Raw genomic sequence first — 12,321 nt, 5'->3', positions numbered from 1 at the left:
GTGCACGTGCGGGTTCATCGCGGGCCCCGGCGATTAGGCTGCGACTCTGCCCGCGCGGACGACGGCGTCCGCCCGTCCCGCGCGTGCCGAGCCGCCGTCGACGGAAGCGAGTCGAACCTTGAACTTCCTTACCATCGGTCACCGCGGGGTCATGGGTGTCGAGCCCGAGAACACCCTTCGTTCCTTCGTCGCCGCGCAGGACGCCGGCCTCGATCTCATCGAACTCGATCTGCACCTGAGCAAGGACGGCGCGCTGGTCGTCATGCACGACGCCGAGGTGGACCGCACGACCGACGGCTCCGGGCCGATCGCCGAGAAGACCCTGGCCGAGCTGCGCGGCCTGGACGCGGGCCGCGGGGAGCGGGTGCCGGTGTTCGAGGAGGTGCTGGACGCGGTCCGCACGCCGCTGCAGGCCGAGATCAAGGATGTGGCGGCGGCCCGCTCGCTGGCGAAGGTGATGCACGAGCGGGACCTGGTCGGGCGGGTGGAGGTGTCCTCGTTCCACGACGACGCGATCGCCGAGATCGCCCGGCTGGTGCCGGGCGTGCGCACCGCGCTGATCGCGGAACGCTACGGCACCGACGTGGTGGAGCGGGCCGTGGCCGTGGGCGCCCCGACCGTCTGTCTCGACATCCGCCGGCTCACCCTGGAGATCGCCGAGCACGCGCGCGCGTCCGGTCTGCGGATCATCGGCTGGGTGGTCAACACGCAGGACCATCTGCGGCTGGTGCGCGCCCTGCAGCTGGACGGCGCGACGACCGACTTCCCGGAGATCAAGCGCACCGCCCGCTTCACCGCCTGAGGGTCACGCCAACGGCTTGACCAGCAGCTCGAACTGGAGGTCCGCGCGCTGCGGGATGCCGAAGCGCTCGTCGCCGTACGGGAAGGGCGTCATCTTTCCCGTACGGCGGTAGCCGCGGCGCTCGTACCAGGCGATGAGGTCGTCCCGTACGGAGATCACCGTCATGTGCATCTCGGTGACGCCCCACTCCTCGCGGACCCGGCGCTCCGCCTCGGCCATGATCACCTTGCCGAGGCCGGCGCCCTGCAGCGTGGGGCTGACGGCGAACATGCCGAAGTAGGCGTGGTCGCCGCGGTGTTCGAGCTGGCAGCAGGCGATGACGCGGCCGTCCCGCTCCACGGTCAGCAGCCGGCTGTCCGGCGACTTGATCACCTCGAGCACACCCTCGGGGTCGGTGCGCTGCCCCTGCAGGATGTCCGCCTCGGTGGTCCACCCGGCCCGGCTGGAGTCGCCGCGGTACGCCGACTCGATCAGCGCGACCAGGGCGTCCACGTCGGCGTCCGTCGCGGCGCGGAAGGTGAGTCCGGTGGCGGGGGTGTCCATACGGCGGCCTTTCGATCTCGGGCGTGGCTGAGCCAGGGTCGAGGGTAACCCTGCCATTAGGCTCCGCCTGCATGGTGCACGTACTCAGCAGCCGGACGCTGCTCACCCCCACCGACCCCGAGCGCTCCCGCGTCTTCTACGGCGAGCAGCTGGGGCTGTCCGTCTACCGCGAGTTCGGTACCGGCCCCGAGCGCGGGACGGTCTACTTCCTCGGCGGCGGCTTCCTGGAGGTCTCCGGGCGGTCCGAGACCCCGCCGGCGCCCGCGGTACGGCTGTGGCTGCAGGTCGACGACGTGACGGCCGCGCACGACGACCTGCGGGCGAAGGGCGTCGCCATCGCCCGGCCACCGGTGAAGGAGCCTTGGGGCCTGATCGAGATGTGGATCACCGACCCGGACGGCGTCCGCATCGCCCTGGTGGAGATCCCGCCGGACCATCCGATGCGGTACCGCCCGGGAATCTGAGGCGGTCACCGACGGGGGCTGGACGGGACACCGGCCGGGACGGGAACGGGACAGGGGCCGGGGCCGGGCCTCCGGACGGGGCCGCCCCCGGCCGACGGTCCCCACCTGCTCAGGGGCACGCGGCAGACGGGTCCCCGCCCCCGGTGCGGCTCGGATGGCCGGGGTCGTGGGCCGGGGTTAGCGTGCCGGGTGAGGGCTCCGTGTGGTGGGGGAGCCCGTCCGCCCGTCCGCCCGTCCGGAAGGAACCGTGATGGAGTTCGACAAGCCGGTGACCGGCGGCCCGTGCTGGACCGAGCTGGGGACGAACGATCTGGAGGGGGCCAAGCGGTTCTACGCCGAGTTGTTCGGGTGGCGGCCGGAGACGGATCCACGGCCCGAGGCGGGCGGGTACACGATGGCGCACCTGGGTGACGTCCCCGTCGCCGCGCTCACCCCGCTGTACCAGAAGGCCCAGCCGGTGGCGTGGAACGTCTCCTTCGCCGTGCCGGACGCGGACGCGGCGGGACGGCGCGTGGAGGAGGCCGGCGGGACGGTGGTCGTCGGCCCGATGGACGTGTTCGACGTGGGCCGGTTCGCGGTCGCCCTCGACCCGACGGGTGCCGCGTTCCAGCTGTGGCAGGCGCGGTCCTTCCGGGGCGCCGGGCTGTTCAACGCGCCCGGCACGCTCGGCTGGGTGGAGCTGGCCACCCGGGACACCGCTCGGGCCCGGGACTTCTACACCACCGTGTTCGACTGGAGCGCCGAATCCTCCGAGTGGTACACGCAGTGGGCGCTCGGCGGCGCGGAGTTCGGCGGCATGGCCGACATGGGCGACCGGTTCCCGCCCGAGGTGCCGGCGCACTGGATGCCGTACTTCGCGGTGGCCGACGTGGACGCCGCGGCCGAGGTCGCGGAGCGGGCGGGCGGGGCCGTCGTCGTGGCCCCCGTGACGGTGCCGGACGGCCCGCGCATCGCCGTGCTGCGGGACCCGCAGGGCGCGGAGTTCGGGGTGCATGTGTCGGACATGGAGGGCTGAGGGGCTGGACCGCGCGGGAGACCGCCGTGGCCAACGCCCTTGCAGAGCTGCGGGATTGGGCCCGCTCCAGCGGTTCGCAGGTGCGCTGCAGCCCGCTGGAGCGCACCCCGAAGTGGTCTGGGAACGGCCCGGGAACGTCGTACCGGTCAGCGTGGCCGCGCAGGAGGCGCAGCTCGCCGCCGGCCCGGCGAGCGCCGAGGTCCGGCTGGACGCGGACGCGGTACGGCGACCGGGGCTCCACCCACCGCCGTACGGTGGACGACGTCCTGTGACCGCCCCGCGCTACGCCCGCAGCGCTCCCGTCCGGCCCTCCAGACGGCTGAGCAACTCCCCCAGCATCCCGGCGAGTTCGCCTTGCCTCGCGGGGGCCAGGACGGACAGGACGGTGGACTCGTAGGCGAGTTGCTCGGGGAGGATGCCGTCGACCAGGTCGCGCCCTGCGTCGGTGAGCCGGAGGTGGGCGACACGGCGGTCGCGGGTGTCACCGCGCCGCTCGACCAGACCGCGTTCGGTCAGCTGCTTGAGCCGCTTGGTGACGGCGGCCCCGGAGGAGAAGGTCTCACGGACCAGGTCCCCCGGGGTCAGCTCGTGGCCGGTGCGGCGCAGCGCGCCGAGCAGGTCGAACTCCGGGCGGCTGAGACCGGCGCGGCGCAGGGGCGCGTCCTCGGCCTGCTGGAGCAGGGCGGCACAGCGGTTGATCCGGCCGATGACCTCCATGGGTCCGGTGTCCAGCTCGGGGTGCACGGCCTGCCACTGCCGGACGACCGCGGCGACGGTGTCACCCGGCGCGGTGCCGGCACTGCCGCCCTCGCCGGTGACCGTGCCGGTCCCGGAATGGGTACCGGTTGCGGAGCCGGAGCCATTCCCGGAGCCGGAGCCGGGGCCGTTCCCGGAGCCGGAGCCGGTCCGGTCCGCTCCGCCGCCCGGGCCCGCGTCTGCCGGGTCGCCCGCGGGCGCCGGTCCGCCGTTCCTCGCCGTCATGGCCGTATGTCCTCCGTCGCCCGGTCCGGGTCCTGCCCCCGGCCCCAGGTCTGGTCCTCGTCCTGCCCCGGCACGAACCCCTGCCGTCGTACCGTCGCCGCGAGCGTACGGTGTCCGGCCTGTTCGGCGAGCACGACCCGCTCCTCGGGCAGGGCGCGCTGCCACCATTCGCCGGCGGCGGCGTCGGCCGTGGCGCGCAGGTCGGCCAGGGCGGCGGCCAGGGCACGGCGGGCGGACTCCAGGACGGCGGGTGCCGGGTGTGGCTCGGCCAGCAGCCGGGCGGTGTTCTCACGGGCGCGTTCCGCCGTGGTCAGGGCCTGTTCGAGGCGGTCGCCCGCGCGCCGGTTGGTCACGGCGACGGCGGCGGCGAAGCCGGCCAGCGCGCCGACGAGGGTGTCCAGGGCCCGTTCGGTCATCAGCCGCCCCGGGTCCTGCGTGCGGGCGAACTCGGTGACGAGCAGGGCCATCGGGGTCACGCAGACGCTGCCGAGCCAGTAGTTGCGGCCGATCAGTGCCTCGGCGCCGAAGTTGAGGGCGAGGCAGCACAGCACCAGGGCGGCCGGGTGCAGATGGGCGAGCGGGGCGAGGGCGGCGAAGGCGAGCACGCCGAGGAGGTTGCCGACGACGCGCTGGACGCCCCGGCTCCAGGTGAGGGTGACGTTGGCCTGGTAGAGGGAGGCCGCCGTGACCAGGGCCCAGTAGGGACGGCCGACGCCGAGCGCGAGGGAGGCGTAGCCGGCGAGGGCGCAGCCGATCGCGGTGCGCACGGCGATCGGCGCGAGGGGGGCGAGCCGGTGCCTCAACGGGCTTGTCGGCCGGGCGAGTTCGAGGTCGAGGTCGACGCCGAGGAGTTCGCCGACGGCTGCGCGCGGGTTCGCGACCCGCGGTATGCGGCCGGTGCCGCGCAGCTCGCGGGCCCAGGCGCGCAGCCGGGCCGGGTCGCAGTCGGCCGGGGCGGCGAGGGCGACCTCGGCGCGCACCAGGAGCTGTTCGAGGGCACGCCGGGCGCGGTCGGGGCGGGCGCCGGGGGCGAGCAGCGACTGCCAGGCGGCGTGGATCGCGGCGGCGCTCGCCGCGCGGGCCTTGGCATGTCCGTCGCCGGTGCCGCGCGTGGCGGCGTACGCGGCGGCGGCGTTCAGGGCCCGGGCGGTGGCGCGCCGTTCTGGGCCGTGCGGGCGCAGCAGGCCGGGCGCCATACCGACCAGCCAGGCCCAGGCGCCCGCCGTCAGGGCCAGCCCCACGTGTCCCGGGACCTGGCCGAGGGTCTGCGGTGCGAACAGCGAGGCGGAGCTGATGAAGGTGAGGACGACGTTGGCGGGCGGTCCGAGCCGGGTGGCGTCGCACACGGTCTTCTGCGCGGCGGCCATGACGGCGCCGACGGTGACCAGGACGACGGCGTCGCTGGTGAGCGAAGCGGCGAGCAGCGAGACCGCCAGGCCGCCGACCATGCCGAGCACCACCCAGGCCAGGACGCGGGCCCGGGCGGCATAGGGCCGGTTGTGGCCGTAGAGCGCGCACAGGGATCCGGCCATCGTGTACATGGCGAGATCGAGGTGGCCCAGCGCCAGCAGGATCAGGTTGGGCGGGGCGACCGCGGCGACCACGCTCAGCGCGGGCTTGAACCAGATGTCGGAGGGCCGCCCGAGGCGGAGCACCCCGGCGAGGGGAAGTCGGTGTGGGGTCGCACTGCTCATACCCATCAATTTAGCACGTGTTTTATTTGTAAAGTAATTCCCTTCCCGGCCCTGCTCACCTGCCGTGCTCCGCCGAATGCTCCCCGTGTACCCCCTTGCGCTCGCGTGCGCTCCGCATGGCGTGGGCATCGCATCCCTGGACCGACCGTCGAGCGGGGAGGTGCGCGTGCACGGACCGGTACCGGCGGCCTGGCTGCTGGTCGCGCTGTGCGCGGCGACCGGGGTCTACTGCCTGCTGCGGATGCGCAGCGCGGTGGAGGAGCAGCGCCGGGCCGCGGGCGGCGAGGCGCTGATGGGCTTCGGCATGGCCGTGATGGCCGTACCGGCGGCGGTCTTCACTCCGCCGCGGTGGGCATGGCCGCTGTACGCGGCCGTCTTCGGGGCGGCGGCGCTGCGCGCGCTGTGGTCGGCCCGCACCGTGCCGCACCATGTGCACCACCTGGTGGGCACGTCGGCGATGGTCTACATGTCGGTGGCGATGGCCGCGGTCCCGCCCGCCGCGCACCATGAGCACGGCGGTTTCGGCGTGCCGTTGCTGACCGGCGCGCTCCTCGTGTATTTCACGGGGTACGTGCTGCTCGCCGGGGCCCGTCTGGTGCCCGCCGCGGTCGCGGTGGCCGGGTCCGGGCCCGTGCGCTGGGGCGACCGCCCGGAGCTGGCGCGGGCGTGCCGGCTGTCGATGGGGATCGGCATGGTGGCGATGCTGCTCGCCATGTGAACGGCGCGGGCGGGGCCGCCGGAAGCGTTGCCTGCGTCACTTCGGCACCATGGGCCGTACGGTGAGCGGCCTCGCGCTCATAGGGTGCTGTCCATGATGGTCCCCGTGGCACTGCTGCTGCTCGGCGTCCTGACCGCCGTCGCCGGTCCCCGGCTGCTCGCCCGGGCCGACTGGGTGGACCGCGAACCGGTCGTCGCCCTCTGGGCGTGGCAGTGCGTCGTGGCGGCCGTCCTGCTGTGCTGCGCGCTGTCGATGACGCTGAGCGCGGCCGCGGCCTGGGAGGCGGTGCGGGGGAACGTGTTCGGGCCGGCGCCGCGCGCGGTCGTGGACGCGTACGCGCTCGGCACGGCTGGTCCGTGGGCCGCGCCGACCGCCGTCGTGCTCGCCTCCGGTGGCCTGTGGAGCCTCGCGATGCTGGTGCGCGAGGTCGTACGGTCCCGGGCGCGGCGGCGCACCCGGCGGGCCGAACTCCTCGTGCGCGCACCGCTGTTGCCCGGTGAGGAGCCGGTGCGCGGTCGCCTGGTGGTGCTCGAGGGCGAGCGTCCCGACGCCTGGTGGCTGCCCGGTGCGGCGCCCCAGCTCGTCATCACCACGGCGGCGCTGCGCCGTCTCAAGGGGCGTCAGCTGGACGCGCTCCTCGCGCATGAGCAGGGCCATGCGCAGGCCCGGCACGACTGGCTGCTGCACAGCTCGGCCGCGCTGGCGGGCGGATTCCCGCAGGTGCCGGTGTTCGCCGCGTTCCGGGACGAGATGCACCGGCTGGTCGAACTGGCCGCGGACGACACGGCCTCCCGGCGCTTCGGCCGGCTGACGACCGCGCTGGCCCTGGTCGAACTCAACGAGGAGCGGGGCGTGTTCGGCCCCTCACCCACCCCGCAGGCGCATGTCCCGCAACGCGTCCACCGCCTGCTGTCCGCCCCGGACCGCCTTCCCGCCCTGCACCGGCTCCGGCTGACGGCCCTGGCCGCGCTGGTGCCGGTGATCCCGGTACTGGTGGCGCTGGTACCGGCGTTGCGGGCACTCGGCTGAGCCTCCCGCCGCGGCCCTCCTCGCCGCCTGTCGCGGACCGCCTCCCGCCCTCGTCGTGATCCGCCGGGATCCACTCACCCTGCGCCTGGTGCGCGCGGGTGCCGCGGTGCAGCGGGCAGGGCGGCACCCGGCCCTTGCCGACCGATAGGTTCCGTGTCCGCGGTGGCGGCGGTGCTGGTCTCGGTGGTGGGTGTGGACGTGACCGGGCCCGCTGAAAAGGACTCGTTCACGCGCCGTCCGTCTGAGACGATCCCCCGCGTCGCCCCAGACGGACGGCAGCCCTGGACGGACCCCGCGCACGACGGCGGTCCCCTGCGATGAGTATAGTTGGCTGGCAGCCAGTCAACGCAGGAGTTACAGGATGTCCCCGCGCAGCGCCTCGGTCAATGAAGAGTTGCGGCGGCGTTCCCGGGAGCGGCTGTTGCAGGCGGCCGTGGAGCTGGTCGGCGAGCACGGGTTCGAGGCCACCACCCTGGGCGACATCGCGGACCGGGCCGGTTCGGCACGCGGCCTGGTGTCGTACTACTTCCCTGGAAAGCGCCAGTTGGTGCAGTCCGCCGTGCACCGGCTGATGCACCGCACCCTGGAGGAGGCGCTGGAGCGCGAGCCGCGCACCGAGGACGGCCGGGAGCGGCTGGCCCGTGCCATCGACGCGATCCTGGGCCTCGCCCGCGACCAGCCCGTGCTCATGCGCCAGCACATGGCGGGCCTGCTCCAGGCGGAGGGCTTCGTACAGTGCCCGGAACAGCAGCGGCTGGGCGAGCTGCTCGGGGACACCGTCGCCCGGTACGGCTCGCAGAACGTCTCCGCCGACTACCCGAGGCTGCGGGCCCTGCTGATGGGGGCGGTGTACGCGGCGCTGATGCCCGGGGCGCCGATGCCCGTTCCGGTGCTGCGGGCCGAACTGTTCCAGCGGTACGGGCTCGACTCGTCGCTGGGTGTGCCGCCGGAGAGCGGGACGGCCGCCGAGGCACGGGGGCAGGACCTGTCCCGGTTCTTCGCCACGGAGGAACGGCCGGACCGGACCTGAGGGTCCCGGCACCCGTCATTCACGCCGTACATGACGTGCCGTCAGGAATCCGGCGTCCCGCGCCTGGGCGATCAGCCTGAGGGAGCGGCGACGGCTGCGCCCGGTCGCGCTCATCACGGCGAGCACCGGATCGGCGCCCTCCTCCTGCGCCGCGCGGTACTCCCGGGCGACCATCAGCCGCCCCTCGATGCCACGCGGCCAGGCCGGCCGCGCGCGCCGCACTCCCGCACAGGGGCCGCCCCCCGGCCCGCCGCAGGCATCCGGCCCACGACCGTCCGAGCGGTCGCGCTCCTCCCGCCCGCCTTCCCGGCCGGCTTCTCGCTCGGCTTCCTCGTACGACCCGCGCGCCACACCGTCATCCACCCCTCGCCCGCCCCCGCAAACGCCCCCTCCTCCCTCTCCTCCTCCCTCCCCTCCGTCCTCTCCGTCCTCTCCGCCGTCACGCCGCACGACGCGAACAGCGGGCCCTGGATCCAGTCGGCGAGCACCGACAGGTCGGCGAGGGACAGGGCCGGCTCGGCCCGGACGTCCTCGATGGAGACGCGGCCCTCGCGCACGACGGCCAGGGCGTCGACCCCGGCGCCGTCGGGGAAGGAGAGCCGGAGGTGGAACCAGGACAGGGTGCCGCCGTGCTCACGCACCTCCCACGCGGGCCACACGGACACCGCGCCGTCCTCCGCGTTCCGTTCGGAAAGATTGAGAGCAGAAAGATCAAGAAAGGACGCTTCCAGCACACACGCAACGTAACCGCATGATCACATTCCATACGAACGGACACGCGTCCGCTTCACCCCGCCGGCCTCTGCCGTCACGGGCCGGGCGATGCCATGCTGGAGGTGTCCGCACCCGTCCTTCGGGCAAGGAGTAGCGCTGTGCTGCGTGTCGCCGTCGTCGGTTCGGGGCCGAGCGGGTGTTACACCGCCCAGAGCCTGGTCCAGCGGGATCCCGGGGTGCACGTGGACGTCCTGGACCGGCTGCCCTGCCCGTACGGCCTGGTCCGCTACGGCGTCGCCCCGGACCACGAGAAGATCAAGTCCCTGCAGGGCAGCCTCCGCGCGGTGCTGGAGCACGAGCGGGTGCGGTTCCTCGGCGGGGTCCGGGTCGGCGGTCCGGACGGGCTGCCCGTGGAGCGGCTGCGGCAGCTGTACCACGCGGTGGTGTACTGCGTCGGCGCCGCCGCCGACCGCCGGCTCGGCATTCCCGGCGAGGAGTTGCCGGGCAGTTGGTCGGCGACCGACTTCGTGGCCTGGTACAGCGCGCATCCGGACGCGGCCGACGCGGGCTGTCTGCGCGGCGTGCGCTCGGCCGTCGTCATCGGCGTGGGCAATGTGGCGGTGGACGTCGCACGGATGCTGGTCCGGGGGGCCGCGGAACTGCATCCGACGGACATCCCGCAGTCGGCCCTGGACACGCTGACCGCGAGCGGGATCACCGACGTCCACATGGTGGGCCGGCGCGGCCCGGCCCAGGCCCGCTTCACCACCAAGGAACTGCGCGAGCTGGGCACCGTCCCCGGCACCGAAGTGACCGTGCAGGAAGCCGAGTTGGCGACATCCGCGCCCGACGCGCTGACGGCTGTCCAGCGGCGCAACGTGGAGGTGCTGCGCGGCTGGGCGGCCGCTCCGCCCCGGCAGGCGGAGCGCCGGATCCGGCTGCGCTTCTTCCTGCGGCCCGTGGAACTGCTCGAGCAGGACGGCCGCGTGGCCGCCGTGCGCTTCGAGCGGACGGCGCCGGACGGGAGCGGGGGGGTGACGGGCACCGGGCGGTACGAGGAGGTGCCGGCCCAGTTGGTGCTGCGCTCGGTGGGCTATCGCGGAGTCCCGCTGGAGGGCCTGCCGTTCGACGTGCCGAGCGGCACCGTGCCGCACCGCGAGGGCCGTGTGCTGCGCGACGGGGTCGTCTCGCCGGGCGAGTACGTCGCCGGGTGGATCAAGCGCGGCCCGACAGGCGTCATCGGCACCAACCGGCCGTGCGCCAAGGAGACGGCGGCCTCCCTGCTCGCGGACGCCCCCGCGCTGATGGCGGCGCTGGCTCCCGAGGAGCCGCTGGCGGCGCTGCGGGCGGCGGGCATCGACCCCGTGCCGTGGCAGGGATGGCTGGCGATCGAGCGGGCGGAGGCCGCGCTCGGCGCGCGGCTCGGGCGGAACATGGTCAAGCTGGCCGACTGGGACGCGCTGCTGGGGGCGGCGCGGTCGGCGTAGCGAACCGCCAGCCTGCGCCTGGGCATCGCGCGGGCACGACAGTCACCGCGCCGCGCCGCGAAGAGCACACGCGGGTCGCCGGGGACACGGTCGATGACGCCCGTGACGGCGCCCCGCCTCCCGGGCGCGAGCGAGGCGGCTGCGTCAGGTTCCGTCGCCGAGGCGTTCGGATTGCCGGTCCGCGGCGGCCAGGAGACAGTCGAGAAGTCCCGGGAAGAGGCCGTCCAGATCGTCCCGGCGCAGCACGCTCATCTTGGCCGTCCCCCGGTACACCTGCCGGATGACCCCGCTCTCACGCAGCACCCGGAAGTGGTGGGTGGTGGTGGACTTGGTCACCGGCAGGACGAAGTGGGAGCACGACAACTCGGCCTCGTCGGCTGCCAGTTCACGGACGATCCGCAACCGCATCGGATCCGAGAGCGCGTGCAGCACGGCCTCCAGCCGGATCTCCGCCGGCTCCGGGTGCGGCAGGGCACGGCCGGCGGCGGCGGTGTCGGTCATGACGGTTGCCCTTCGTCGCGGAACCCCTCGATCCCAAGAATAGTACGAGACTCTTCGTAGTTTGACATCTGTCGTAGTACGAGGGTTATCGTACGAGCCACCACCGGTCCGTGACGAATGGAGTCCGTCGTGAGCGCGCTCTTCGAGCCCATCACCCTGCGCGAAGTGACCATCCCCAACCGGGTGTGGATGCCCCCGATGTGCCAGTACTCGGCCGAGCCGGAGGGTCCGCTCACGGGTGCCCCGCAGGACTGGCACTTCGCGCACTACGCGGCGCGCGCCACGGGCGGCACCGGCCTGATCATCGTGGAGGCCACCGCGGTCTCGCCGGAGGGCCGGATCTCGCCGTACGACCTCGGCCTGTGGAACGACACACAGACGGAGGCCTTCCGCCGGATCACCGGCTTCCTCACCGCCCAGGGCACGGTGCCCGGGATCCAGTTGACCCACGGCGGCCGCAAGGCGTCGACCGACCGGCCCTGGAAGGGCGGCGCCCCGGTCGGCCCGGAGGCACACGGCTGGCAGCCGGTCGCCCCGAGCGCCGTGCCCTTCGACGAACGCCACGCCATACCCACCGAGCTGACGCTCGATCAAATCAGCGAAATCGTCGGCCAGTTCGCCGCCGCGGCCCGACGGGCGCGGGCCGCCGGCTTCGAGGTCGCCGAGATCCACGGCGCCCACGGCTACCTGATCAACGAGTTCCTCTCGCCACACTCCAACCGCCGCAGCGACGCCTACGGCGGCTCGTACGAGAACCGCACCCGGTTCGCCCTCGAGGTCGTGGACGCCGTGCGGGCGGTGTGGCCCGAGGACAAGCCGGTGTTCTTCCGCATCTCGGCCACCGACTGGCTGCAGGACGGCGGCTGGACCACCGAGGACACCGTCCGCTTCGCCCGCGATCTGCACGCCCACGGTGTGGACCTCCTCGACGTCTCCACCGGCGGCAACGCCTCCGGTGTGACCATTCCGGTCAAGCCCGGCTATCAGGTGCCGTTCGCCGCCCGGGTGAAGGCCGAGACCCCGCTACCCGTCGCCGCCGTAGGCCTGATCACCGAGGCCGGGCAGGCCGAGAAGATCGTCACGAACGGCGAGGCCGACGCCGTGCTGCTGGGCCGCGAGCTGCTGCGCAACCCGTCCTGGGCCCGGCACGCGGCCCGCGAACTGGGCGGCGAGGTCGGTGTGCCGGACCAGTACCACCGGTCGGCCTGATCCCGGGCCGGCCCGACAGCAGCCGGCGGACCCTCTCCTCCCGGTGGGTCTGGCGCCACTGCCCCGCCGGCGCCAGACCCATCACGGGCAGGACCCTGACCGGGTGACCGGACCGACCGGCGTGTGCCCGACGC

13 protein-coding genes and 1 pseudogene are annotated in these 12,321 nt (G+C 73.9%); 8 read left to right on the top strand and 6 right to left on the bottom strand.

Translation table 11 applies throughout. The annotated features are described in order from the left end of the window. Positions 1-118: 118 nt before the first annotated feature. Positions 119-802, top strand: coding sequence for a glycerophosphodiester phosphodiesterase (locus tag A6P39_RS36005; protein ID WP_079133680.1), 684 nt, complete (start codon positions 119-121; stop codon positions 800-802). A 3-nt stretch (positions 803-805) separates the two neighbouring features. Here the strand turns inward: A6P39_RS36005 and A6P39_RS36000 are convergent, their stop codons facing one another. Then, on the bottom strand, positions 806-1,402 hold the full coding sequence (locus A6P39_RS36000) for a GNAT family N-acetyltransferase (RefSeq protein WP_079133679.1): 597 nt from the start codon (positions 1,400-1,402) through the stop codon (positions 806-808). Between the two features lie 14 nt (positions 1,403-1,416). Between A6P39_RS36000 and A6P39_RS35995 the strand changes: the two genes are divergently transcribed. Together A6P39_RS35995 and A6P39_RS35990 are read left to right on the top strand one after the other, a co-directional pair. Next, the gene (locus A6P39_RS35995) at positions 1,417-1,809 is read left to right on the top strand and encodes a VOC family protein (RefSeq protein ID WP_067052622.1); all 393 of its coding nucleotides are present in this window, start codon (positions 1,417-1,419) and stop codon (positions 1,807-1,809) included. A 250-nt stretch (positions 1,810-2,059) separates the two neighbouring features. Beyond that, complete coding sequence (locus A6P39_RS35990; RefSeq protein WP_067052620.1) at positions 2,060-2,824, top strand: VOC family protein; 765 nt, start codon at positions 2,060-2,062, stop codon at positions 2,822-2,824. Positions 2,825-3,106: 282 nt separating this feature from the next. Here A6P39_RS35990 and A6P39_RS35985 read toward each other — a convergent pair whose 3' ends face one another. Further along, the gene (locus A6P39_RS35985; protein WP_107304466.1) at positions 3,107-3,805 is read right to left on the bottom strand and encodes a MarR family winged helix-turn-helix transcriptional regulator; all 699 of its coding nucleotides are present in this window, start codon (positions 3,803-3,805) and stop codon (positions 3,107-3,109) included. Then, positions 3,802-5,499 carry an FUSC family protein gene (locus tag A6P39_RS35980; RefSeq protein ID WP_067052617.1) on the bottom strand — a complete coding sequence of 566 codons (1,698 nt, stop codon included), beginning with the start codon at positions 5,497-5,499 and terminating at the stop codon, positions 3,802-3,804. The genes A6P39_RS35985 and A6P39_RS35980 overlap by 4 nt, the downstream gene beginning before the upstream one ends. Positions 5,500-5,665: 166 nt before the next feature. Between A6P39_RS35980 and A6P39_RS35975 the strand changes: the two genes are divergently transcribed. From A6P39_RS35975 to A6P39_RS35965, 3 genes are all read left to right on the top strand, one after another. Beyond that, a complete protein-coding gene (locus A6P39_RS35975) occupies positions 5,666-6,217 on the top strand; it encodes a DUF5134 domain-containing protein (RefSeq protein WP_067052615.1) in 552 nt (183 codons plus the stop codon). Positions 6,218-6,310: 93 nt separating this feature from the next. Continuing rightward, on the top strand, positions 6,311-7,246 hold the full coding sequence (locus A6P39_RS35970; RefSeq protein WP_067052677.1) for a M56 family metallopeptidase: 936 nt from the start codon (positions 6,311-6,313) through the stop codon (positions 7,244-7,246). Between the two features lie 361 nt (positions 7,247-7,607). Beyond that, entirely contained in the window at positions 7,608-8,276 is a 669-nt protein-coding gene (locus A6P39_RS35965) for a TetR/AcrR family transcriptional regulator (protein WP_067052613.1), read from the top strand. A gap of 15 nt (positions 8,277-8,291) precedes the next feature. On the opposite strand, the pseudogene A6P39_RS35960 reads toward A6P39_RS35965, so the two are convergent. Beyond that, positions 8,292-8,504: pseudogene (locus tag A6P39_RS35960) on the bottom strand (DUF6214 family protein); the annotation flags it as partial. Continuing rightward, on the bottom strand, positions 8,450-9,010 hold the full coding sequence (locus tag A6P39_RS35955) for a DUF6214 family protein (protein ID WP_443053013.1): 561 nt from the start codon (positions 9,008-9,010) through the stop codon (positions 8,450-8,452). The pseudogene A6P39_RS35960 and the gene A6P39_RS35955, both read right to left, overlap by 55 nt. A 138-nt stretch (positions 9,011-9,148) precedes the next feature. Here A6P39_RS35955 and A6P39_RS35950 point away from each other — a divergent pair, with 138 nt between their 5' ends. After that, positions 9,149-10,477, top strand: a complete 1,329-nt coding sequence (locus A6P39_RS35950; protein ID WP_067052611.1) for an FAD-dependent oxidoreductase — start codon at positions 9,149-9,151, stop codon at positions 10,475-10,477. Between the two features lie 144 nt (positions 10,478-10,621). Here A6P39_RS35950 and A6P39_RS35945 read toward each other — a convergent pair whose 3' ends face one another. Further along, entirely contained in the window at positions 10,622-10,978 is a 357-nt protein-coding gene (locus A6P39_RS35945; RefSeq protein ID WP_067052609.1) for an ArsR/SmtB family transcription factor, read from the bottom strand. Between the two features lie 129 nt (positions 10,979-11,107). Here A6P39_RS35945 and A6P39_RS35940 point away from each other — a divergent pair, with 129 nt between their 5' ends. Then, entirely contained in the window at positions 11,108-12,187 is a 1,080-nt protein-coding gene (locus tag A6P39_RS35940) for an NADH:flavin oxidoreductase/NADH oxidase (RefSeq protein ID WP_067052673.1), read from the top strand. The last annotated feature ends 134 nt before the right edge of the window (positions 12,188-12,321 follow it).

It is taken from the genome of Streptomyces sp. FXJ1.172 (assembly GCF_001636945.3).
GTDB lineage: Bacteria > Actinomycetota > Actinomycetes > Streptomycetales > Streptomycetaceae > Streptomyces.
This window is presented reverse-complemented; position numbering and strand designations above follow the sequence as displayed.

Bases quoted from the DNA above. Each gene is read 5' to 3' on its own strand.
- A6P39_RS35970 (WP_067052677.1), top strand. From the start codon at position 6,311: ATGATGGTCCCCGTGGCACTGCTGCTGCTCGGCGTCCTGACCGCCGTC.
- A6P39_RS36000 (WP_079133679.1), bottom strand. From the start codon at position 1,402: ATGGCAGGGTTACCCTCGACCCTGGCTCAGCCACGCCCGAGATCGAAA.
- A6P39_RS35995 (WP_067052622.1), top strand. From the start codon at position 1,417: ATGGTGCACGTACTCAGCAGCCGGACGCTGCTCACCCCCACCGACCCC.
- A6P39_RS35990 (WP_067052620.1), top strand. From the start codon at position 2,060: ATGGAGTTCGACAAGCCGGTGACCGGCGGCCCGTGCTGGACCGAGCTG.
- A6P39_RS35980 (WP_067052617.1), bottom strand. From the start codon at position 5,499: ATGAGCAGTGCGACCCCACACCGACTTCCCCTCGCCGGGGTGCTCCGC.
- A6P39_RS35985 (WP_107304466.1), bottom strand. From the start codon at position 3,805: ATGACGGCGAGGAACGGCGGACCGGCGCCCGCGGGCGACCCGGCAGAC.
- A6P39_RS35945 (WP_067052609.1), bottom strand. From the start codon at position 10,978: ATGACCGACACCGCCGCCGCCGGCCGTGCCCTGCCGCACCCGGAGCCG.
- A6P39_RS35965 (WP_067052613.1), top strand. From the start codon at position 7,608: ATGTCCCCGCGCAGCGCCTCGGTCAATGAAGAGTTGCGGCGGCGTTCC.